Source organism: Armatimonadota bacterium, assembly GCA_031460175.1.
GTDB lineage: Bacteria > Sysuimicrobiota > Sysuimicrobiia > Sysuimicrobiales > Sysuimicrobiaceae > Sysuimicrobium > Sysuimicrobium tengchongense.
Map to the genome: position 1 here is coordinate 513,735 of JAVKGW010000001.1, position 21,509 is coordinate 535,243.

25 protein-coding genes and 1 pseudogene are annotated in these 21,509 nt (G+C 70.4%); 13 read left to right on the forward strand and 13 right to left on the reverse strand.

Translation table 11 applies throughout. From position 1 onward, the window contains the following. Positions 1–26: 26 nt before the first annotated feature. The 3 genes from QN206_02625 to QN206_02635 all read right to left on the reverse strand — a co-directional run bounded on the left by QN206_02625 (position 27) and on the right by QN206_02635 (position 4,841). Positions 27–509 (reverse strand): DinB family protein, encoded by a 483-nt coding sequence (locus QN206_02625; protein ID MDR7613702.1) that lies wholly within the window; start codon positions 507–509, stop codon positions 27–29. 91 nt (positions 510–600) lie between these two features. Beyond that, positions 601–2,496: a chloride channel protein gene (locus QN206_02630; GenBank protein ID MDR7613703.1), complete on the reverse strand. Its 1,896-nt coding sequence runs from the start codon at positions 2,494–2,496 to the stop codon at positions 601–603. A 131-nt stretch (positions 2,497–2,627) separates the two neighbouring features. Next, the gene (locus QN206_02635; protein MDR7613704.1) at positions 2,628–4,841 is read right to left on the reverse strand and encodes a cbb3-type cytochrome c oxidase subunit I; all 2,214 of its coding nucleotides are present in this window, start codon (positions 4,839–4,841) and stop codon (positions 2,628–2,630) included. 98 nt (positions 4,842–4,939) lie between these two features. Between QN206_02635 and QN206_02640 the strand changes: the two genes are divergently transcribed. Then, the gene (locus QN206_02640; protein ID MDR7613705.1) at positions 4,940–6,190 is read left to right on the forward strand and encodes a sulfurtransferase TusA family protein; all 1,251 of its coding nucleotides are present in this window, start codon (positions 4,940–4,942) and stop codon (positions 6,188–6,190) included. Next, positions 6,187–6,890: pseudogene (locus QN206_02645) on the forward strand (succinate dehydrogenase iron-sulfur subunit). The gene QN206_02640 and the pseudogene QN206_02645 overlap by 4 nt, the downstream one beginning before the upstream one ends. 164 nt (positions 6,891–7,054) lie before the next feature. Here QN206_02645 and QN206_02650 read toward each other — a convergent pair. The 6 genes from QN206_02650 to QN206_02675 are packed head-to-tail and all read right to left on the reverse strand — an operon-like array spanning position 7,055 to position 10,959. Further along, complete coding sequence (locus QN206_02650; protein ID MDR7613706.1) at positions 7,055–8,203, reverse strand: hypothetical protein; 1,149 nt, start codon at positions 8,201–8,203, stop codon at positions 7,055–7,057. Next, positions 8,175–8,885: a DUF2249 domain-containing protein gene (locus QN206_02655; protein ID MDR7613707.1), complete on the reverse strand. Its 711-nt coding sequence runs from the start codon at positions 8,883–8,885 to the stop codon at positions 8,175–8,177. Before QN206_02655 ends, QN206_02650 begins: the two co-directional genes overlap by 29 nt. A 13-nt stretch (positions 8,886–8,898) precedes the next feature. Continuing rightward, entirely contained in the window at positions 8,899–9,951 is a 1,053-nt protein-coding gene (locus tag QN206_02660) for an Mrp/NBP35 family ATP-binding protein (protein ID MDR7613708.1), read from the reverse strand. Position 9,952: 1 nt separating this feature from the next. Further along, a complete protein-coding gene (locus QN206_02665) occupies positions 9,953–10,318 on the reverse strand; it encodes a metal-sulfur cluster assembly factor (GenBank protein MDR7613709.1) in 366 nt (121 codons plus the stop codon). Then, entirely contained in the window at positions 10,311–10,766 is a 456-nt protein-coding gene (locus QN206_02670; GenBank protein ID MDR7613710.1) for a hemerythrin domain-containing protein, read from the reverse strand. The genes QN206_02665 and QN206_02670 overlap by 8 nt, the downstream gene beginning before the upstream one ends. Beyond that, a complete protein-coding gene (locus tag QN206_02675) occupies positions 10,738–10,959 on the reverse strand; it encodes a DUF1858 domain-containing protein (GenBank protein ID MDR7613711.1) in 222 nt (73 codons plus the stop codon). The genes QN206_02670 and QN206_02675 overlap by 29 nt, the downstream gene beginning before the upstream one ends. Positions 10,960–11,051: 92 nt before the next feature. On the opposite strand from QN206_02675, the gene QN206_02680 reads away from it, so the two are divergent. The 5 genes from QN206_02680 (at position 11,052) to QN206_02700 (ending at position 14,274) form a co-directional block, all read left to right on the forward strand. Then, positions 11,052–11,774: a Crp/Fnr family transcriptional regulator gene (locus QN206_02680; protein MDR7613712.1), complete on the forward strand. Its 723-nt coding sequence runs from the start codon at positions 11,052–11,054 to the stop codon at positions 11,772–11,774. A gap of 12 nt (positions 11,775–11,786) precedes the next feature. Further along, positions 11,787–12,287, forward strand: coding sequence for a DUF4149 domain-containing protein (locus QN206_02685; protein MDR7613713.1), 501 nt, complete (start codon positions 11,787–11,789; stop codon positions 12,285–12,287). A 116-nt stretch (positions 12,288–12,403) separates the two neighbouring features. Then, positions 12,404–12,559 carry a hypothetical protein gene (locus tag QN206_02690; GenBank protein MDR7613714.1) on the forward strand — a complete coding sequence of 52 codons (156 nt, stop codon included), beginning with the start codon at positions 12,404–12,406 and terminating at the stop codon, positions 12,557–12,559. A 74-nt stretch (positions 12,560–12,633) separates the two neighbouring features. Next, positions 12,634–12,990: a DUF488 domain-containing protein gene (locus QN206_02695; GenBank protein MDR7613715.1), complete on the forward strand. Its 357-nt coding sequence runs from the start codon at positions 12,634–12,636 to the stop codon at positions 12,988–12,990. Positions 12,991–13,011: 21 nt separating this feature from the next. Further along, positions 13,012–14,274, forward strand: coding sequence for a Glu/Leu/Phe/Val dehydrogenase (locus QN206_02700; GenBank protein ID MDR7613716.1), 1,263 nt, complete (start codon positions 13,012–13,014; stop codon positions 14,272–14,274). A gap of 102 nt (positions 14,275–14,376) precedes the next feature. On the opposite strand, the gene QN206_02705 is transcribed toward QN206_02700, so the two are convergent. The 3 genes from QN206_02705 to QN206_02715 form a co-directional block, all read right to left on the reverse strand. Next, positions 14,377–14,817 (reverse strand): cupredoxin domain-containing protein, encoded by a 441-nt coding sequence (locus QN206_02705; GenBank protein ID MDR7613717.1) that lies wholly within the window; start codon positions 14,815–14,817, stop codon positions 14,377–14,379. Positions 14,818–15,068: 251 nt separating this feature from the next. After that, on the reverse strand, positions 15,069–16,028 hold the full coding sequence (locus QN206_02710) for a catechol 2,3-dioxygenase (GenBank protein ID MDR7613718.1): 960 nt from the start codon (positions 16,026–16,028) through the stop codon (positions 15,069–15,071). 133 nt (positions 16,029–16,161) lie between these two features. Then, positions 16,162–16,539, reverse strand: a complete 378-nt coding sequence (locus QN206_02715; GenBank protein ID MDR7613719.1) for a DUF3795 domain-containing protein — start codon at positions 16,537–16,539, stop codon at positions 16,162–16,164. Positions 16,540–16,642: 103 nt separating this feature from the next. Here QN206_02715 and QN206_02720 point away from each other — a divergent pair, with 103 nt between their 5' ends. After that, the gene (locus QN206_02720; protein ID MDR7613720.1) at positions 16,643–17,011 is read left to right on the forward strand and encodes a hypothetical protein; all 369 of its coding nucleotides are present in this window, start codon (positions 16,643–16,645) and stop codon (positions 17,009–17,011) included. Here the strand turns inward: QN206_02720 and QN206_02725 are convergent. Beyond that, a complete protein-coding gene (locus QN206_02725) occupies positions 16,998–17,657 on the reverse strand; it encodes a response regulator transcription factor (protein MDR7613721.1) in 660 nt (219 codons plus the stop codon). The genes QN206_02720 and QN206_02725 overlap by 14 nt on opposite strands. Before the next feature lie 130 nt (positions 17,658–17,787). On the opposite strand from QN206_02725, the gene QN206_02730 reads away from it, so the two are divergent. The 5 genes from QN206_02730 to QN206_02750 form a co-directional block, all read left to right on the forward strand. Next, entirely contained in the window at positions 17,788–18,399 is a 612-nt protein-coding gene (locus QN206_02730; GenBank protein ID MDR7613722.1) for a 2-oxoacid:acceptor oxidoreductase family protein, read from the forward strand. Then, positions 18,360–18,644 carry a 4Fe-4S binding protein gene (locus QN206_02735; GenBank protein MDR7613723.1) on the forward strand — a complete coding sequence of 95 codons (285 nt, stop codon included), beginning with the start codon at positions 18,360–18,362 and terminating at the stop codon, positions 18,642–18,644. Before QN206_02730 ends, QN206_02735 begins: the two co-directional genes overlap by 40 nt. After that, positions 18,641–19,831: a pyruvate ferredoxin oxidoreductase gene (gene porA, locus QN206_02740; GenBank protein MDR7613724.1), complete on the forward strand. Its 1,191-nt coding sequence runs from the start codon at positions 18,641–18,643 to the stop codon at positions 19,829–19,831. The genes QN206_02735 and porA overlap by 4 nt, the downstream gene beginning before the upstream one ends. Beyond that, entirely contained in the window at positions 19,812–20,735 is a 924-nt protein-coding gene (locus QN206_02745; GenBank protein MDR7613725.1) for a thiamine pyrophosphate-dependent enzyme, read from the forward strand. Before porA ends, QN206_02745 begins: the two co-directional genes overlap by 20 nt. 314 nt (positions 20,736–21,049) lie before the next feature. Continuing rightward, the coding region (locus QN206_02750; GenBank protein MDR7613726.1) for a twin-arginine translocation signal domain-containing protein at positions 21,050–21,509 on the forward strand (460 nt) is incomplete at its 3' end.

Genomic DNA, 21,509 nt, shown 5'->3' on the forward strand with positions numbered 1-21,509 from the left:
GGACCAAGCCCGCTTCATTCTACCATCTACACGGCCAGCTCCTGGGTGGCGTACCAGCGGCGCAGGACGAAGATCTGGGCCGCGTGGTAGGAGGTGTGGGTGGCGAGGTCCACCAGGGCTTCACGCCACGGGGCGGAGTCGTCGGGGGCCGGGGTGTCCAGGAGCGCGGGGTCGGCGCTACGGATCGCTTCGGCACAGTCCGCGTGCGCCTGCTCGACTTCCGCGCGGAGGCGCTCCCAGGCGTCCGGTGTCCGGGTCACCTCCGGCCAGTCCGACCCCGGGTGTGGGTACCGGTCGGGCCGGAGGTGGTGGGCGGTCCACCTGCACCAGTACGCCACGTGGGCCACCAGCTCCGCGATGGTGCGCTGGGCCGTGAGGGGGCGCCAGTGCGCTTCTACTGGGCTGACGCCGTCCAGGGCGGCGGCCAGGCCCCGGCCGGCCCAGTTCCCCTCCCGGTAGGTGCGTTCCAGGCGGTCCGCCAGCCAGCGAAGTTCGGAGCGAGGGTCCATGACCACCTCCGCAAGCACGGCCGATCGATCTGGACGGTGCCGGTGGGTTTCTCGAAGCGTGAGGAGGGTTCCTGCCGCCGGGGAGGGGTGATCAGCGCTCCCGGAGTCCGTGTCCCAGCCGTTCCCACCAGCGGTTCCAGACCTCGGGGTTGTCGGGGTCCACGAGGACCGTGAGACGGTCGCCCGCCTGCAGGACGGTGTCCGCCTTGGGGAAGATCACCTCCCCGTCGCGGAGGATCGCCACCACCAGGACGCCCGGCGGAAGCCCGGCTTCCCGAAGGGTGTGCCCGACCAGGGGAGAGCCGGTGGGCACGGTGGCCTCCAGGGATCGGGATGGCCCGGGTGGAAAGGGGGTCATGCGGATCCCGGCTTGGGCGAGCTCCCGGTACACCCGCAGGACGTCCCGCGCGTGCAGAACGCCGACCACCCGTCCGTCGTCCACCACGGGCGCCTGCACCTGCTCCGCCTCCAGGAGCTGGGCCAGGGCCTCGTCGAGCGGCTGGTCCGGTCGCACGGCGACGTCCGTGGAGGTCCCACCGTGCGCGTTGGGCTGCATGGCGTCTTGGACTCGCAATGACGCCAGAAGGGGGAAGGCCAGGCGCACCCGGTGCAGGGGCGCGTGGGAGCGGTCCAGCAGCTGGCTGCGGTAGATGGTCCCATCGCCCACCAGGGCCGTGGCCACCGCCACCGCGATCATGGCGGGTGCCAGCAGGGACAGGTTGCCCGTCATCTCGGCCACCATGAGCATCACGGCCAGCGGCGCGTGGGCGATGCCGCCGAACAGGGCCATCATGCCCGCGATCACGAAGGGCGCGGGGCTTGCCGGGACGTGCGGCAGCGCCCCGTGCAGGAGGCGCCACAGGGCCACGCCCACAAGCCCTCCCACCACGATGCCGGGGCCGAACACGCCGCCGGAGCCCCCCGAGCCGATGGACAGCGCCGTGGCCAGGATCTTCGCGAAGGGCAGGAGCAGGACGAGCCGCAGCGGTACGGACACAAGCCCCCGGTCCATCGCCTCCTGCACCCAGCCGTAGCCCGTGTGGAGGGCCGCAGGGGCGACCAGGCCCAGCAGCCCCACCGCCACACCGCCCAAGGCGGGCTTGAGCATGGCGGGGATGCGGAGCTTCCGGAACCCGTCCGCCACGGCGTAGAAGGTCCGCGCGTACAGCACCCCGACCGCGCCGCAGAGGAGGCCGAGAAGGGCGTAGTACGGGAGCTCCAGAGGGGAACCGAGGCCGACCCTCAGGTGCGGGCCGAAGAGGGGTTCGAAGCCGGTGATGACGCCGTAGACCGTGTAGCCGACGATGGCGGAAATCAGGCTCGGCAGCAGGGCTTCCACCTCGAGGTCGTGGGTGTACAGGACCTCCGCGCCCATCACCGCGCCCCCGAGGGGAGCGCGGAAGATGGCCCCCACGCCCGCTCCGATGCCCGCCACCACCGCGATGCGGCGGTCCTGGGGGGAGAGCTTCAGCCAGCGGCCCAGCAGGGAGCCGAACCCCGCGGAGATCTGGGCGGTGGGTCCTTCACGACCCCCGGACCCGCCGCTCCCGATGGTGATGGCGGAGGCCACGAGCTTCACGAGGGGGATCCGGGCGCGGATGCGCGCCCCACGGTGGTGGATGGCGTCGATGGCCGCGTCGGTCCCGTGTCCTTCCGCCTCCGGCGCGAGGCGGAACACGAGGATGCCCGACAGCAGACCGCCGAGGCCCGTAACGAGGGGCAGCAGCCACGGCCGGGCCATGGGCAGGAAGTCCGTGCGGCCCTCGCCCACCGGCGCGGGCGGGAGGTAGCCGACCCACCGGCCCAGGAACAACTCGGTCACCCCCCGGATCCCGGCGCTGAGGGCCACCGCGCCGAGTCCCGCCACCACGCCGATGAGGCTACCGAGCACGATCCACTTGGCCAGGTAGCGGGTGGCCTCGAACCCGCTCACCTGAGGAAGTGGCGCCCGCCACCACCGCGCGATGCGTTGCACCCGCCCAGTCACGTCCACAGGGGCGGACACTGGGAAGTCCGGACCGCGGTCGCCGGAAACCGCTGCGTACAACCTCAGTATACGTCGGAACGCACCGCGAAGAAAGGCCGGCGTTCGAAGGGACGCAGGCTGGAGCGACCGACTCAAACGCGACGGGTCCGCCCGAGCCCCCGCACCGCGGGACGCGTCGCGACCAGCAGGAGGGCGCTTCCCAGGATCACCAGGGCGTCCCCCGGCAGGCGCAGCTTGTTGAAAAGGCGCACGTCGGGTCGCTCGTAGAACGTCAGGGCGCGGGCCGCGGCGTAGTCGGCCTGGACGGCCTCGCGGAGCTGGAGGACGCCCACGGGCGTCACGCTGAGGAAGACCATGAGGGAGAGGCCCAGATTGAGGGCCCAGAAGGCCGCTCCGAGTGTGCGGTCGCTCCACCCCTCCGGGTAGGCATGCCGCAGGGCGTACAACCCCATGCCCACGGCCACGAATCCAAAGGCCCCCAGGAAAGACGCGTGTCCGTGGGCCACCGTGAGGAAGGTGCCGTGCTCGTAGTAGTTCACCACGGGCAAGTTGATGAGCAGGCCCAGAACCCCGGAGCCGACGAACTGCCAGAGAGCGCTGGCCACGAAGAACCGCAGCGGCCAGCGGAGGGAGGCGGGGACATGGATCCCCCGGCGCCAGGCCCGCAGGGCGGTGGCGAGCAGTAAGAACAGCGGAAGCACCTCCAGGGTGCTGAAGACGCTTCCGATTCCGAGCCACAGGGGCGGCTCCCCCACCCACCAGAAGTGGTGCCCGATGGCCAGGAAGCCCGCCAGCAGCACCAGGGCGCCCTCCAGATACAGGCTCTTCGTCACGTCCTCGCGGCTCACGAGCCCCAGCCCCGCGAAGAACCACCCGAGCACCAGGATCTGGAAGAAGGCGAAGATCCCCTCCACCCAGTGGTGGACGACCCACCACCGCCAGAAGTCCACCACCACCCAGTGGCTCGCGGGTCGGTAGGCGAAGCTGGCGTAGAAGGCCGCGGTGATCCCGACCCCGTTCCAGACGAGCACGTGCAGCAGGGGTCTCCACCTCACTGCGGCGCCGCGCAGCGCGCTGGCGAGGATGGCCACCCACAGACTGAATCCCCCGGCGATCCCGACCCGCCACAGCCGGCCCATCTCCAGGTACTCCGTCCCCTCGCTGCCCAGGAGGGGAGACCGGACCCACCCTCGCACGCTGGCGTACACGCCGAGCAGGGTGCCGGCCACGGAAAGGACGAGCACGGCCACGGACACGTACGTGGCCGTCCGGTGCCAGGGGCGCTCCCGACCTCCCAGCAGCAGGGCCACGTACAGACCGGCGGACATCCACAGGCCCACCACCCAGACCACCGCCATGGCGGTGTGGGCGGACCGGACCGCCTGGAAGGGCAGGACGGCCATCCGCTCGAGCCCCAGTCTCGAGAACAGCCCGTAGAAGTCCTCGCGGGAGGCGTAGGCGTTCGCCAGGTAGCCGCCCGCCAGGGTCTGCACGAAGAACACCGCCAGGCAGCCGCCCACGAGGAGCAGGCTCACGCGGGCCAAAAAGCCCGGCGGCTCCTGACGTTGCTCTTCCAGGGCGGGAAGCGCGGGGATGGGCGCCAGGTCCACGGCCCCGAAGGCCAGCACCACCAGGAGGGCCAGGACGAGGAACCACCCCACGGACCACGCGGTCCACAGGACGGTTTCGTGGGTGGGTACCAGGCCGAGGTCGGGCATGGGCGGGAAGTTGTTGGTGTACGAGCCGTCCGACCCGGGACGTGGCGCCAGCGAAACCCAGGCCGCCCACGCGACGAAGGCCGCCAGGGGCCTTACCTCTTCGGGCTGGAGGGTGCCGCGGGCGATTCCCCAAGCCCGGTCTCCGTCCACGAAGCGCTGCCGGTAGAACCGCTCGAAGGCGCGGTGCGCCTCGGCCCACTGCCGCGGCAGTAGGACGCGGTCGGCGTCGAGCCGCGCTGCCCGAAGGAGGGTGCGGACGCGGAGCAAAACCCGCTCCCGCTCCTCCCCCGCCAGATCCCGGAAGGGGCGCCCGAAGGCCTGTCGGGACAGGCGCTCGCCCAGGTGGTCCCGGAGAAACGCCAGGTACTCGGCCCCGTAGTCCGGCCCGAAGTAGCTCCCGTTCCCGAACAGGGTCCCGAAGCCCATGAGGTTCCGGCGCTGGAAGACCTGCTGCCCGACCCGGATGTCGGCGTCCGTGAAGAGCACCGTCCCGTCCGACCTAGTGAAGGCCCGAGGGAGGGGGGGCAGGTGTCGGTAGGTCTGCACCGTGCCCCAGGCAAGGGCCACGGCGCTCGCGAACACCACGGCGGCGAGGACGGCGTTCGCCCGGCGGAGGGTCAGCCGCACGCAGGAGCGGTTCGACGTCCGCGGACGCGGTCCTGCTCGCCTCATGTTTGTCGCAGGGCAAAGACGGAGCCCCGCGTACGTCACATGCTGAACTCGGCATGGGCGTCCGGATCCAGGGAGCCTTTCGGCCGAGCCCTCTCCCGGAGGTCGAGCTGGGTCTCACGAACCGCCACCTGCTTCCGAGAGTGGCGTTCGGAGTCCTGCTCGGGGTGTCGCTCGCGGGGACCGCCATCACCGTGGGCACGCACGGAGCCGGCTTTGCCGTGGTGCTGCTGCGGTGGGCGTACCTGGTGTCTGCCGCCGTGGTGGCGGGAGGGAGCTTGTGGTGGGCGGCGTTCGTGCGGGAGGAGCCCGAGGCCAGGGATCGGCAGGCCGTGGACCGCTTCGCGCGACGGGAGGCCGAGCGGTTCTTGCGGATCCTGCCGGCTGCCGCAGCCGGGCTGGTGGTCAGCTCTTTGCACCTCCTGTGGCTCACGCGCCCCGGGGTCAGCTGGCTTGTGGGACTCCTGGAAGTCCTCGTGGCGGCGGTAGCAGTCCTGACCGCCTCCTTGACGCTGTGCCCGCGGCACCGGACGCGCGGCTGGCGCGACGGCCGGCGCTGGGTTCTCCTGGTAAGCTCCGCGGGCTTGCTGGCGGGGACCGGGGCGCTGGACGCCGCCCTCCAGGTCCCGGGCAACGCGGCCGCGGCAGGCCTGCGGAGCGCGCACGTGGTGGCGTTCGGCCTGTGGCTGGGCGGAGCCGCGTGGAACCTGTGGGCGGCCATCCCCGCGGCCCAGGAGGACCCCCGGGTGCCCGTGGTGGTGGCCGCGGCCCGGCAGCTGGAGCGGTTCCGGTGGACGGTCCGGGTAGCGCTCCCCACGCTGGCGGTCACCGGTGTACTGCAGGCCGTCCCGTACGCGGGAGGAAGCTTCGCCTACCTGGCGGGCACGTGGGTGGGTCGGGTGATCCTCGTGAAGGCCGGAGCGCTGGTGATCCTGATCGGGATTTTCATCACGTGTCCGCTGTGGCGGGCTTGCTCGCCGGTGCGGGGCATGTGCAACCTGCGGGACTTGGAGGACGCCCTGCCGAGACCCGCGCGCACCCTGGACAACCGGGGCAAACCGTGTGCGGGCTTCGTGCACGTGCAGCGTGCCCTGAGGGCGCTGGAGCCGGGGCAGGTGCTGGAGCTGCTCAGCACCGACCCCATGTCGTGGTGGGAGCTGCCCGCGTGGGCGCGGCAGAACGGCTACGAGGTGCTGGACCAGCGGGTGGTGGGCCGGTACCGACTCCTCTGGCGGACCTACCGGTTCTTCCTGCGCCGGGCAGTACCGGCCGCCCCACCGGAGGAACGCACGGCGCTGCGGGTGTGAGGGTCGAGCTGCGGATCCGCCGGTTCAACCCGGAGCGCGATAGCCGCCCGTGGTGGGCCGGGTACAAGTTGGAGGCGGCGCCCTTTGACCGGGTGCTGGACCTGCTCCGGCGGGTCCGGGAGGAGTACGACGGCACCCTGGCGTTCCGAAGCTCCTGCGGCCACGGGATGTGCGGGAGCGACGCCATGCTCATCAACGGCCGCAACCGCCTGGCTTGCCAGACCCTGGTGCGGGAGCTGGGCCGTCGCATCGCGGTGGCCCCGCTTCCCGCCTTCCGGGTGATCAAGGACCTCGTGGTGGACCTGGAGCCCTTCTTCGCCCAGTACTCGTCCGTGATGCCGTACCTGGTGAACCCCGAGCCGCCGCCGGCGCGGGAGCGGCTCCAGACGCCCGCAGAGCGGGCCCGGTACGAGGACACCACGAAGTGCATCCTGTGTGCCGCGTGCACGTCCAGTTGCCCCATCTTCTGGGGCAACGGGGCCTTCGTGGGACCTGGCGCCATCGTGGCGGCGCACCGGTTCCTGTTCGACAGCCGGGACCGGGCCACGGACGCGCGCCTGGCGCGGCTGGACCGGCTGTGGGGGTGTGGAGCTGTCGGACGATCCAGAACTGCACGCAGGCGTGCCCGCGGGGGATCGACGTGGCCCGGGCCATCCTCGAGGTGAAGCACTTGGCCCTGCGGCGGCGCCTGTCCCGGTAGAAGGAGGCAGCCCGTGGTGGACCACGCTCAGCCCGTGGTCACCGCGTACCGGGAACACGTCCGCTTCCAGCAGGAGGGATTCGTGGCCGTGCCTGTGGCGGGGACAGGACCGCGGGAAGGTGGTCCCCAAGTTGCGGGAGGGACGGTGGCGGTAGCGCGTCCTTTCAGCGGCGCCCGTGGGCCGCTGGGGAGCTCGGGCGGCTGGCCACCGCGGTGTTCACCAGGAAGATCACGATGGCGACGGTGTTCAGCACCACCGCCCACCGGCGGCCATCCTCCCACCCCGCGAGGTCCGCGCCGACCCGCATGAGCAGGGACAGGTGCAGCAGGCCCAGGTGCGCGTAGAAGCGGCGGAAGAAGCGGATCTCTCCGCCCAGCACCGAGGGCCAGATGATGGGCGCGTGGGCGAACACCATGGAGAACACGAAGCCGAGGAAGAGCGCGTGCATCTGTGCGTCGTAGCGCAGCCCCGCGGGCAGGGTCGGCCCAGCAGCCCACAGCAGCCCCGCCACCAGCAGCCACCCGTAGCCGGTCAGCAGGCCCACCGCGGCAAACCGCGGGAGGCCAGGAGTCCGCACCGTGCGGCGGGCCACGTCGTGGCGGGCCAGCCACACCGCCCAGCCCACGAACACCAGACCGGCCAGCCGGAACCCCCAGGAGGGCTCGAAAACGGACAGCCCCACCGCCGCACCGTGCGCGGCCACGAGGAGCGAGAAGGCGGTCCAGGCGGCGCGCGGAAGCCTGGTGAGGCGGCTCAGCTCCAGCCGTTCCCCCACGATGGTCAGCACAAGGAAGGCCGCCCAGCCCGTGGTCCACGTGGCCGCAGGGAGCCCTCCGCCCCAGGCAAGGGTCCCCAGAAGCCACGCCCCGGCTCCCGCCGCCATGGCGGTTGTGAAGGTGGCGGGCTGCAGGCGGAGGACGTACAGGTACCCGAGCGTGAGCACTCCGCCGGCGAGGGCGAACAGCAAAACGGAGAACGCGCGGGGAAGGCCGAGCAGCAGCCCCACGCCCGCAAGGCCAGACAGGGCCGGGGCGAGGAAGGTCCACGGGAGGCGCAACGCCACGGCCCGCTCCAGGGCGATGAGCGTCCCCAAAAACCCGCTCACCATCAGCGCCGCGTGGTCCGCGAGATCCATGCCGAAGGCGAGCGGCACGTCCCATCCGGCCCGACGGAGTCCCGCCCACATGCCCGCCAGGAGGGAGACGGCGCCGGCTGCAAGGAGGGGAGCCCGGGCCAGCTTCCGGGCCGGGGCGTCCCGGGCCCCCCTTCGCGCGGCAGCAGCCTCAGACCGCGGGCTTGCCGATGCGGACACGCCACACCTCCGGCCCCTGCTCCAGGTACTCCCAGGTGAACTGCCCGGGCAGCTCCGCGGCGAACTGGTAGTACAGGGGCTTGGGGTCGTGGTCGTTTACGAGTTCGAAGGCCTCCCCGGCCCGAAGGGCGTGGAAGGTCTGGAAGATGAGCGGGTGACGCTGCGGAGGCGGCAGCCGCCGCACGTCCACCACGCGGCCCAGGGCGGCTTCCGCGGAGGCCGAGGGCTGCTCGTGCATGGCGTCGAGCAGGGCGTCCTGCTCCGACTCGGACAGGTGGGCCTCCACCAGGGGCAGGTATACCCGCTCCTCCTTCTCCAGGTGGGCCTGGAACAGGGCCGCAAGCCCCAGGACCTCCCGCCGCAGCCGGTCGGGCCAGTGGAACGCGCCCCGCTGGGCCTCCGCCGCAGCCGCCTCCACCTGCCGCACGTGCTCCTCGATGAAGGTGTGGTCCATCCGCATGGTGGCGGTCGGGTCCCCGTACAATCGGAGGAGCGGGGCCACCGCGGGGTACAGATGCTGTTCCTCCGCACGGGCGTGGGGGAGCAGCTCTTCCCGCAGGAACCGAACTAGGCCATCGAGGTCCGCCCGCTGCGGGTCACGGGCCACGTCCTGAGCTAGGCGGTCGAGGCGGTCCCGGAGCTGGCGGTGGTGGGTGCGGAACGCTTCACCGAGACGGCTCATGGATTTCACCTCCTCACGCGTGGACGGTGCTGACACGGACTTCCTGCGGACGCACTCGGCGTGCAAGGTCCCGGAACACCGCCGATACCTCAAGCTCCGGCCGGGCCCACACCACAGGCTCTCCCCGGTCCGCGCACTCCCGGACCGCGGGGTCCAGGGGCAGTTCCGCCAGGAGCGGTACGCCCAGCCGCTGGGCCGCCTCCCGACCTCCGCCGCGGCCGAAGGGGTGCACGACGGGCCCGTCCGGGAGGGGCCGGTACCACGAGAGGTTCTCCACCACCCCCAGCACCCGGAGGTTCACCTTCTCGGCCATCCGCGCGGCCCGCAGCGCCACCTCCACGGCTGCGGGCTGCGGGGTGGTGACCACTAGCCACTCCGCGTACAGGAGCTCCTGCGCGATGGTCAGGGCCACATCCCCGGTCCCGGGCGGCAGGTCCAGGAGGAGGACATCCAGGTCCTCCCAGGCCACCTCGTGCAGGAAGGTCCGCAGGGCCTTGTGCAGCATGGGGCCCCGCCAGATCACCGCTTCTCCGGCGTCCACCAGCATCCCCATGGTCACGACCTGGATCCCGCGGCGTTGGATGGGGACGATCCGGCCACCACGCACCTCCGGACGATCCGTGACGCCCAGCATGCGGGCGATGCTGAACCCGTACACGTCCGCGTCCAGGACGCCCACCCGGAGTCCTTCAAGGGCGAGGGCCGCCGCCAGGTTGGTGGTGACCGTGGACTTGCCTACCCCGCCCTTGCCGCTGGCCACCGCCACCGCCCGGCGCGCGAGGGGTACCTCAGGCGAAGAGCGAGGGGCGTTCTGTCGACCCCCGGCGGGGGCGACCCGCACCACCTCCACCACCCGCACCCCGGGCAGGCCCAGGACGGCGCGGCGCACCTCCCGCTCCAGCGCCTCCTGCACTTCCGGCGCCAGGTGTGCCACCGCCAGCGCCACCCCCACCACGTCGCGTTGCGCGGTCACCCGGCGGACGAGTCCGAACGACACGATGTCCCGGGTGTAGCCTGGATACCGGACTCCGCGCAGGACTTCCCACACCTGGTCCTTGAGTTCCACCTCACCCCTCCCAGCCGAGCTGCCGCTTGGCCTCCGGAGACATCATGTCCGGGTGCCAGGGCGGGTCCCACACGAGCCGCACGTCCACCTCCCTGACCCAGGGGACGTCCCGACGCAGGAAGAAGTGGATGGCGTCCAGCACGTAGCTGTGCAGGGGACAGGCGGGCGTGGTCATGGTCACCGCCACGCGCACCGTCTCGTCCTCTACCGTCACGTCGTACACGAGCCCCAGGTCTACGATGTTGATCCCGAGCTCAGGGTCCACCACTTCGCGCAGAGTCTCCCATACCTGGCGCTGCAGCGCCCCGGCCGCTTCTCCCGGGCCTCCGGCGACTTGCGGCAGAGACTCCTGAGGCGACTCAGACATGGCTCCCCATCCCCAGCAGCCCGCGGCGCTGCAGGTAGTCGCGGCCCAGTCCCTCCAGGGCAGAGGCGGGCAGCTCCTGCTCGGCCATCGGGAAGACCGCCTCCTCTTCTGCGAAGAAGTGCTGTTTGGCCAGCCCGGCCACGTTGAGGAGTTGCTGGCGGGCGCGTTGGAGGTCGCCCGTGCGGCCGAGTTCGTCCAGGGCGCCGTCGATGTCGTCGTGCATGGTCCGCATCCCGCGCACCGCGGCCTCCGCCCGGGGAGTTTCCCGCTCCAGCGGCTCGAAGAGCAGTTCGTCCTCCACCTGCGCGTGCGACCGGATCGCCTCCGCCAGCAGGTCCCGGTAGGCCCGCAGCTCCTCGAGGCCCGCGTGGGGCGCCAGCTCCTCGGCCCGGTCCAGCAGGGCGTACAGCACGCCGTGCTCACCCAGCAGGTAGGTCACGATGGACATCATTTCCCTCCTGTGCGAGTTCCCGGAGGAAGATCTCCAGGGGCAGCCGGTACACCCGGGCCACCTCTTCCAGGGTCTCGAAGGGGGCGAGGTCGCATCCCGGGCAGGCCATGCGGTGGCGCAAGAACACCCGCACCGCCTGCGGCCTTCGCCGGAGGAACGTCTCCACGATCTCGTCCTTGCGCACCTCCATGTCGTCTTCAGTTCAGCGGATTTCTTAGGCTTTGTCTTTGCGCTCGCGCAAACGCATTGCCCTGAAAAGGTCACCGGCCCCACCATGAGGGTGTGAGCGTGGAGGTCCTGGCCCGCTGCCCGGTCTTTCACGGGCTAACCCCGGAGGAGCTGAGGAGCGTCCGGACCTCGGCCCGGTCGAGGATGCTGCGCCGGGGCGAGGTGCTGTTCTCCCAAGGAGATCCGGCCACGCACGCCTACGTGCTGGAGGCGGGGCGGATGCGCCTGGTGCAGGTATTCCCGGATGGCCGGGCAGTGATCCACCGGATCCTCACACCGGGAGAGTTCTTCGGCGGGATCGCGGCCCTGGGGGAAGCCCGCTATCCCGTCTCCGCGGAGGCCCTGGAGGACAGCATGGTGCTCGGGTGGTCCGGGGAGGCGATGCAGCGACTCCTCCTCCGACACCCGCGAGTTGCCCTTAACCTCCTCCGGCTGCAGGCCCGGCGGATCGAGGAGCTGCAGGAGCGCGTCCAGGAGCTCATCTCCGAGCGGGTGGAGCGGCGGGTGGCGCGGGCGGTGCTGCGGTTGGCGCGGCAGGCAGGGCGCCGGACGGAGGAGGGGATCCTCATCGACCTTCCGCTTTCTCGGGAAGACCTGGCGAACTTAACGGGCACCACCCTCTTCACCACGAGCCGAATCCTGAGCCGGTGGGAGCGGCAGGGGATCGTCTTCGCCGGACGGCAGCGGCTGGTGATTCGCATTCCCCACGCGCTGGTGGAGATCGCGGAGGACCTCTCCTTGACGGGGGACAAAGAGCCCTCCGGAGAGGGCGGATAGAATGCTTTCGGGATGTACCACCTGAGCGTGTACGTGCACCTCCTGAGCGCGGTGGTGTGGGTGGGCGGGATGTTGTTCCTGGCCCTGGTGGCCATCCCCGTGCTGCGAGACCTCGAGGATCGGCACCGGGCGGAGCTGGTGGCCCGGGTGGGGGAGCGGTTCCGACCGGTGGCGTGGACGTGCATCGTGCTCCTGGTGGTCACGGGTGTGGTGAACCTGGCGTACCGGGGGGTCACCTGGGAGAGCGTGGTCACGGGACGGCTGTGGCAAAGCCCTTTCGGGCAGGTGCTCGCGTGGAAGCTGGGATTCGTGCTGGCCGCTGTCCTGCTCAGCGCCGTCCACGACTTCTACCTGGGGCCTCAGAGCACGCGTCTGATGCGGAACGGGAACCCGGATGTGCGAAAGGCCCTTGCCCTGCGACGAAGAGCCGCCTGGCTCGGCCGCCTCAACGCCGTATTCGTTCTCGCGATCCTGGCCCTCGCGGTCATGCTGGTCCGGGGAATTCCGCGGTAGAAGGAAGGAGACGCCATGACGACACGGGTGGATGTCCAACAGGTGGCTCCCGGGCCCTGGAGGCCATCCGGAACCTGGAGCGCGGTGTAGCCCCGCCATCGCTGGATCGGAGGCTCGTGGAACGTGTGAGGTGCGGCGGGGGGTTCGACGAGCGGGCGCTGGTGGAGCTGACCATGGCGGTGATCACCATCAACGCCTGGAACCGCCTGAGCATCGCGTTTCGAATCCCCCGAGTCTGTAGCGCGGGGCCCTCTCGCGTACCCGCGTTCTGATCGCCGGAGGATCCGGCCGGGTAGATCCCGAAGGTACTAGGGGCGGGGCTGTACCTACCTGCGGTGGAGAGGGAATGATCCGGGTGAAACGTGTGTACGATCCCGCAGAACCCGAGGACGGGAAGCGGTACCTGGTGGACCGACTGTGGCCTCGGGGGATGCGGAAGGGGGACCTGCGGGTGGAGGGGTGGCTGCGGGAGGTGGCGCCCAGCGACGGCCTGCGGCGGTGGTTCGGGCACGATCCGCGGAAGTGGGAGGCGTTCAAGCGGCGGTACTTCGCGGAGCTGGAGGCCCGCCCGGAGGCCTGGCGGCCGCTCTGGGAGGCCGCGCGGAGCGGGAACGTGACGCTCTTGTACAGCGCCCGGGACCCCGCCCACAACAACGCGGTGGCCCTCAAGGAGTTCTTGGAGCGCAAGCAGAAAACCCCATAAACCCCGTAGACGAGGCTGAGGATGCAGATCACCCTCCGACCCCAGCAGGATCCCTGGGAGATGGCCCTGGAGCAGTTCCAGCGGGCAGCTCGACACGTGCCCCTCAAGCGGGGCATCCGGGAGTTCCTCATGCATCCCCGACGGGAGCTCACCGTGAACTTCCCCGTGAAGATGGACGACGGATCCGTGCAGATCTTCACCGGTTACCGGGTGCACCACAGCACGGTCCTGGGTCCCACCAAGGGCGGCATCCGCTACCACCCGGACGTCACCCTGAACGAGGTGCGGGCGTTGGCCATGTGGATGACGTGGAAGTGCGCGGTGGCGGGGCTGCCGTACGGGGGAGCCAAGGGTGGGGTGGTGTGCGACCCCAAGCGGCTCTCCCCGGGGGAACTGGAGCGCCTCACGCGTCGGTACGCCACGGAGATCAGCGTGCTCATGGGCCCGGAGAGCGACATCCCTGCCCCGGACGTGGGGACGAACCCGCAGGTGATGGCGTGGATCATGGACACCTACAGCATGCACCGGGGCTACTCCGTCCCTGCCGTGGTGACCGGAAAGCCCCTCTCCGTAGGCGGGACCGCGGGGCGGGAGGAGGCCACGGGGCGGGGGTGCGCGCTCGTGGCCCGGGAGGCCGCGAAGGCGGTGGGGCTTCGGCTGGAAGGAGCTCGGGTCGCGGTGCAGGGGTTCGGGAACGTGGGATACCACGCGGCCCGGCTCCTCCACGGGATGGGAGCCCGGGTGGTGGCGGTGAGCGATTCCCGGGGCGGGATCTACAACCCGGAGGGGCTGGATCCGGAGGCGGTACAGGGACACAAGCGGGAAACCGGGAGCGTGGCGGGCTTTCCAGGAGCCCACCCGGTGAGCAACGCGGAGCTCCTGGAACTCCCCTGCGAGATCCTGGTGCCCGCGGCCCTGGAGGGTCAGATCCACCGGGAGAACGCCGCCCGCGTCCGGGCGCGGGTGGTGGTGGAGGGCGCGAACGGTCCCACCACTCCGGAGGCGGACGACATCCTCCGGGAGCGCGGGGTGCTGGTGGTGCCGGACATCGTGGCCAACGCGGGCGGGGTCATCGTCTCGTACTTCGAGTGGGTGCAGGACCTCCAATCCTTCTTCTGGGAGGAGGCGGAGATCCACCAGCGCTTGGAGCGGATGCTGGTGCGCAGCTTCCACCGGGTGATGGAGGTGGCGAAGGCCCACGGGGTGGACCTGCGCACCGCCGCCCTCATCTGGGCCATCCAGCGGGTCAGCGACGCCCTGTTCACCATGGGGATCTACCCCTGACGGGGAGCGCTCAAGGATCGCCTCCGGGACGACCCCGGTCTTTCGCCCGGGCAACGCGCCCTGAACCCCGGCCGGAAACCCACGGTCAGCCGGGGGTAACCCCTACGGCGCCACCCGGATGAGGCCGCGCATGCCCAGATCCCGGTGGAGACGACCTCCTTCCAGCACGCTGCACCAGAACTCGAAGGTCCCCGCGCGCTTCGGCAGCATCCGGATCACCGCCTCCGCCCCTGGCTCGAGTTCCACCTCCTCGATCTCGCCCTCCACGGTGACCCCCGCCGCGGTCACCTCCGCCTCCCCGGAACGCAGCAGGGACGAGAGGAAATCGTGCTTCTGCTTGCCCACGTTCCGGATGCGGAGCACCAAGGGGGAGCCCCGACGTGCCGTGATCCGCGAGGGGACGAACGCGAATTCCCTCGCCTCCACCACCACCCCCTTCGAGGAGGTCCCCCGGGCCGCATGTTGACCTCCTCCGAGCGCCGCCACGAGAACCCCGAGCCCGACCGCGAGACCCGTCCAGGGGAAGGTACGCCCGCTCCGCACTCCCCTCCCTCCTTCAGTGTTGTTGGATTGCCGGACTCATTGAGATCGGATCTTCAAACTATTTTCATTAGGTAACCCTTAACAATTCTAAACTAATGCGCTCAGGAATTGGCGTCAAGGGGGAGAGCAAGAGAAACCGCGCGATCCTGCTCTCTTGCGGGGCGCGGGTTCGGGGCTCCCGATTGCCGGGCCCGCACCGCAAGCGGAGAGATCGGGTTGGGGGAGGGGTGGACGGCCACCCCTCCCCGTCCTCACCCCTCCACCGGGGGAGTGCCGTAGGTGTAGAAGGTCTCCGGGAGGCGCCCACCGAACCAGATGGTGCTCTTCTCCAGATCGCTCTCGTTCGACACGTCCCACACCACGGTCTTCCAGTCCGGGTCGAAGATGAGGTATCCGGTGTCCCCGAACAGCTCCACCCGGGTTCCTCCCGGCTCGAACACGTACATGAAGTAGGCCTGGGTGGTCCCGTGCTTCCCCGGTCCCGCCTCGATGCGGATTCCGTAGTCCGAGCAGGCATCCGCCAGGTCAGAGAGGTGCTGGGGATAACCATACCAGAAGGCCACGTGGTGGAACCGGCCCCGGGAACCGGTGGCGTCCCGCATGAGCCCGATCTCGTGCACGAGGGGGCTCACGCTGAGCCACGCGCCTACCTCCACGCCCCGCTCCCCGATTTTCTGCTCCCGGAGCTTGAACCCGAGCTGCTCCATCATGAACCGGCGGTTGGGCGCCACCTCCGCGCACAGACAGTTCACGTGGTCCAGCCGGCGCACGGGGATGCCGCGCAGGGGCCTGCGGGAGGGGCGGCTCTTGAGGGGGCTGCGCTTTGCCGGGGGAGCCTGGTAGTACTCCACCTCCCACAGGAGCTCCATCACGTGCCCGTCCGGAGTGGTGAACCGGTACGCGGGGCCATGCCCCAGGTCCCCATCCTGCCAGCCCTGGCCCGCCCCGCTGGACTGGAGGACCTTCACCCGCCGCTCGAGGGCTTCCGGGGAGGCCGCGCGCCACGCGATGTGCCCCAGCCCGGGTTTGGGGGCCTCCGTGATCTTCAGGGAGTGATGGTAGAAGTCCTCGTACCCCCGGAGGTACACGGACTGCCCTTCCCGGGTGGTCTCCTCCATGCCCAACAGGTCATGGAAGAACCAGTACGTCTCCTCGGGTTTCGGGGTGTAGATCTCCACGTGCGCGAGCTGCACCACGTCGAATCCTTCCATCGGATCTCACCTCCCGGTCGCGCTGGAATTCGGAGGAGACGGTACCGAGCCCCGGGCCACAGGGGGATCCGGCAGAGGCCTGATTTTTGTCAGCAAAAATCGGGCGCAGACCCGATGCCCGGGGCGGGACCCCTCATGTCCGGGCCAGGTGAGGCGTGTGCGCGGAGGCGTGGTCCCGGAGGGGGCAGTAGCTGAGCCACAGTTTCTGCGTCCGCGCCCACTCCGCCCATGCCGGATCGCCCAGTCGGGCCCGGAGCGCCGCGGACTCGATCCGCCGGTCCTCCGGGCCGCCCAGGGCCGCCAGGTTCGTGAGGAGGGCGCAGGGGAATTCCGGGCAGACCCCGCAGTGGGCCACCCCCCGGGTCTTCGCGCACGCGTACACGGGACAGAGGTTCACGAGCTGCGCCTCCCCCTGGGTCCCGCAGGTGGCCTCGAAGACCTCGTACCACGCGCTCCCGATCCAGTAGAGGCCGCATACCCCCGCGTAGTCCTGAGGTTCCCGCTTTTCCATGGAGCCCACCTCCGTTCCCAGGGTGACTCGAAAATCCTCGGGCCGGGATCGGGTGGATGCCCGATTTCCGCCAGGGCACCGGGAGGGCTACGGTGGGGACGAGATGAGGAAGATGCGCGTGGCGGTGGTGGACCGAGTCCCCCTCGTCCGGGAGGCGATCCGGGCGGTGTTGGCGGACCATGCCCAGGTGGTCCTCCAGGCGGACTCCCTGGAAGACCTCCTGGGTTGGGAGGGGGAGGTGGACGTGGTGGTGGCGGACTTCGGAGCGTGCAGCGGCCCCCACCGCGCGATCCTGCAGGACTTGCGGCAGCGGTGGCCTCAGGTGCGGCTCGTGGTGGCCACGGCAGGGGACGAGGGGCCCTATGCGGAGGCTGCCCATGCCCTGGCCGCGGACGCCTGGGTGCCCAAGCACCGGCTCGGAACCCTGCTTCCCAGCCTTCTGGAGCGGCTGGTGGCGGCTACGGCTCGATGAGCCCCTTGCGGATGGCGAACCGCACCAGCTCCGTCCGGTCGTGGAGGTTCAGCTTTTCCATGATGTGGGCGCGGTGGGTCTGCACGGTCTTCACGCTGATGTACAGGCGCTGCGCGATCTCCTGATTCGTGAGGCCCTCCGCGATGAGGCTCAAGATCTCCTTCTCCCGGGGTGTGAGGGTCTCCAGGGAGGCGTCGTCCTCCTGATGCCGGGCCCGTTCCAGGTAGTCCCGGACCACCAGCTTCGCCACAGAGGGGTACAGGAACACCTCCCCCCGGGCCGCGGCGCGCACCGCGGCCACCAGGTCCTCCGCCGCGGCCCGCTTGAGAACGTAGCCCGCGCCGCCCGCCCGGAGCATCTGGAAGACGTAGTTCTCCTCCTCGTGCATGGTGAGCCCCAACACCTGCACGGAGGGCATCTCCTCCCGGATCCGCCGGGTGGCCTCGATGCCGTTCAGGTCCGGCATGCTGATGTCCATGAGCACCACGTCCGGCTGCATCCTCCGGGCCAGCTCCACCGCCTCCCGTCCGGTGCCCGCCTCCCCCACCACCTCGATGTCCTCCTGGGCCGCGAGGATCATGCGGATGCCCTCCCGCACAATTCCGTGGTCGTCCGCGATGAGGACGCGGATTTTCTGCCCCGGCATGGAAGTCCGGCCTCCCGGCTTGATTTTTCTTTTTTATTTTATCCGTTCAAAGCCCGACCCGCATCGGTCCCCCGTCCGATCGCGCGAAGTCCAGAAGGGTTCCACGCTGAGGATGGGAGAGGTTTGGAAGATGGAGCGGATCGTGGGAGTCCTTCCGGTTCTGAACATCCGATGGCACGGGCGGGGTGGGTTCGGGGCCAAGACCGCGGCGTTGCTGCTGGCGGAGGCGGTGATCGAGGCGGGAGGCCACGCCCAGGCTGCCCCGGAGTTCGGACCCGAGCGGCGGGGGGCACCTGTACAGGCCTACACCCGCATCGCTCCCCATCCGATCCGGCGTCGGGGTCCTGTGGAGGAGCCGGATGTGGTGGTGGTGCTGGATCACCGGTTGCTGAGGGTGCCGGAGGTGTTGCGGGGGACCCGGCCGAGCACGTGGGTGGTGGTGAACGCGCCGCGGCCCGTGCGGGTACCCGGGGTTCCCGCGGAGCAGATGCTGACCGTGGACGCTTCGGGGATCGCCCGGCGCGTCCTGGGTCGGGATCTGCCGAACATGGCCATGCTGGCCGCGGTGGCGGTGGACCTGGTGGGCCTTCCCGGGGAGGCGTTCTGCCGGTGGCTGTTGGAGCGGCTGCGCCGGGAGTTTCCGGAGGAGCTGGCCCAGGCCAACGTCCGGATCGCCCGGGAGGCCATCGAGGAGGGAAGGAAGTGGCGGCCCGTTGGCAGGCCCTTGAGCGCGGCCCGGTGATCCCCGGCGGGAGCAGCGTGGCCTACCGGACCGGCGACTGGCGGCAGGAGCGGCCCGTGCTGGATCTGGAGCGGTGTGTCCATTGCCTGTTCTGCTGGCTCTATTGCCCGGACTCCGCGGTCCTCGTGCGGGACGGACGGGTGGTGGGCATCGACTACGATCACTGCAAGGGGTGCGGGATCTGCGCCGCGGTCTGCCCGCCGAAGGCAGGGGCCATCCACATGGTACCGGAGGGAGAGCCATGAAGACGGTGGCGACGCGGAGGGTGGCCCTCACGGGCAACGAGGCGGTGGCCCTGGCGTGGAAGCAGATCCGCCCGCATGTGGTGGCCGCCTACCCCATCACGCCGGCCACCCAGATCGTGGAGCGCTTCAGCCAGTACGTGGCGGACGGGGAGGTGGACACGGAGTTCATCCCTGTGGAGAGCGAGCACTCCGCCCTCTCCGCGTGCGTGGGCGCCGCGGCCGCGGGTGCCCGGGTGCTCACGGCCACCGCATCCCAGGGGCTTGCCCTCATGCACGAGATCCTGTACGTGGCCAGCGGCCTGCGGCTTCCCATCGTCATGAACGTGGGCACCCGGGCGCTCTCCGCTCCCATCAACATCCACGGCGACCACTCGGACGTCATGGGCTCCCGGGATGCGGGCTGGGTGCAGATGTTCGCCCGCACCGTGCAGGAGGCCTACGACCGGACGATCCTCGCGGTACGGGTGGCGGAGCGGGCGCGGCTCCCGGTGATGGTGTGCCTCGATGGCTTCACCCTCACCCACAGCCTGGAGCCCGTGGAGGTGTACCCCGACGAGGCGGTGCAGGCCTTTTTGGGCGAGGGCCCCCGAGACGGTTCCTCCCTGCTCGGGGAAGAGCCGATCACCGTCGGGCCCCTTGCCCTCCCGGATTCGTACATGGAGTTCCGGAGGGCCCTGGCGGAAGCACACGCGCGGGCCCTCCGCATCCTGGAGGAGGAGACCGAGGCCTTCCACGTCCACTTCGGTCGCGATCTCCCGGCCCTCCTGGAGCCCTTCGGGATGGAGGACGCGGAGGAGTCCGTGGTGATCCTGGGGGCGTATGCGGATGTGGTGGAGGAGGCGGTCCGGCGGTGGCGCGAGCGCGGCAGGCGGCTCGGCATGGTGCGGCTGGTGGTCTTCCGCCCCTTCCCCGCGGAGGAACTCCGGAGGGTCCTGGCCCGGACTTCGGAGGTGGTGGTGCTGGAGCGGGCGGACACCCTGAGCGGGCTGGGAGGGCCGCTGGCGGTGGAGGTCCGGGCGGCCCTGTACGACCTGGCCGAGCGGCCGCGTCTGACGGACGCCATCTTCGGACTGGGCGGCCGGGAGTTGCGGGATGCGGAGCTCGATGCGTTCCTGGAGGCGGGTCCGCGAGGGAGGGTGGTGTACCTGGGGTTGAAGGAGGCAGGAGATGTCCCTGAACCTGCGTGAGCTCTCCCAGCGGACCCAGGGCCTCGCGCCCGGGCACCGGGCGTGTGCAGGGTGCGGCTTTCCGCCCGTGGTGCGGCTGTTGCTGGCGGTGGCGGAGCGGCCGGTGGTGGTGGTGAACGCCACGGGGTGCATGGAGGTGGTGACCACCATCTACCCGTACTCCGCGTGGCCCGTGCCCTACCTGCACAACGCGTTCGAGAACGCCGCGGCCACCGCCAGCGGGGTGGAAGCGGCCATTAAGGCCCTGAGGCGCAGGGGCCAGCTGGACACCGACTTCAAGGTGGTGGCCATCGGGGGAGACGGGGGCACCTACGACATCGGCCTGCAGAGCCTGTCCGGGGCCCTCGAACGGGGCCACGACCTCCTGTACATCTGCTACAACAACGAGGCCTACATGAACACCGGGATCCAGCGCTCGAGTGCGACCCCGCAGGGGGCCCGCACCACCACGAGCCCCGTCGGGACGGCCCAGCGGGGGAAGCCCCAGCCCCGCAAGGACCTCACGGAGATCGTGGTCGCCCACGGGATTCCGTACGCCGCCCAGGCCAGCGTCAGCCACTGGGCGGACCTGGGCCGCAAGCTGCAGAAGGCCCTCCGGATCTCGGGTCCCACCTTCGTAAACGTGCTCACGCCCTGCCCGCCGGGCTGGGACTACCCGCCGGAGAAAACCGTGGAGGTGGCGCGGCTCGCGGTGGAGAGCCGCTACTGGCCCCTGTACGAGGTGGAAGGCGGCCGGTACCGGATCACCTACGTGCCCCGGGAGCCCGTACCGGTCCGGGCGTTCCTGGAGGTCCAGGGGCGGTTCCGGCACCTCCTGCAGGACGAGGCCGCGGTGGCGGACCTCCAGCGTTGGGTGGACGCGAACTGGGAACGGCTGCGGGCAAGGAAAGCAAAAGACCACTAGGCACCGCCCACGACAGACGCCCTCGGCACAAGGGGAGCCAGAGAAAGAACACGCGCTGAGGTTCGACAGCGCCCCGGCTGGGCTTGCGGTCTCTGGCCCGCGGCCCGGAGGGACAGTAAGGTCCCCCTTCGCGGGGCCGTCCGGTCTGTGACCGAGGGACTCCTCTCCCGACCGGATGACCGGGCAGGAGCGGAGACCCCGTCTTCCTCAGCACCGTGCAGGATCGCTGAATCGAGCTTCGGACGGATTCTGGCCGCCCGCCGGAGTCGCGTAACCTGCGCGGTGGAAGCGACGGATCGCAGGAGAGGTGACCCGTGGAAGGTGAAGAGCGCGCCGTTGCCACGCAGACGAGAGACTCCCGATCCGGACGGCGGCGGTTCCTGAAGACCCTGGGTGCGGGAGCCGCGACCCTGCTGGCTCTGGAGGTCCTGGAGAGCACCGCGCGACCCGCGGAGGCGGCGCCCGCGGCACCCCCTGCAGCGCTCCCGGCCGAGCGCCCTCAGGAGGACGTGCTCCTGCGTATGCAGCGAGATCTCCAGAGAGCCTTGCGCAAACCCGCCCACCTGCGGCGGTGGGCGATGGTCATCGACCTGCGCAAGTGCGTGGGGTGTAGTGCGTGCACCATTGCGTGCGTCGCCGAGAACAAGTTGCCGCCGGGGGTGGTGTACCGGCCCGTGGTGGACGAGGAGATCGGGACGTACCCCCACGTAACCCGGCGATTTATCCCGCGCCCCTGCATGCAGTGCGACAACCCGCCGTGCGTCCCCGTCTGTC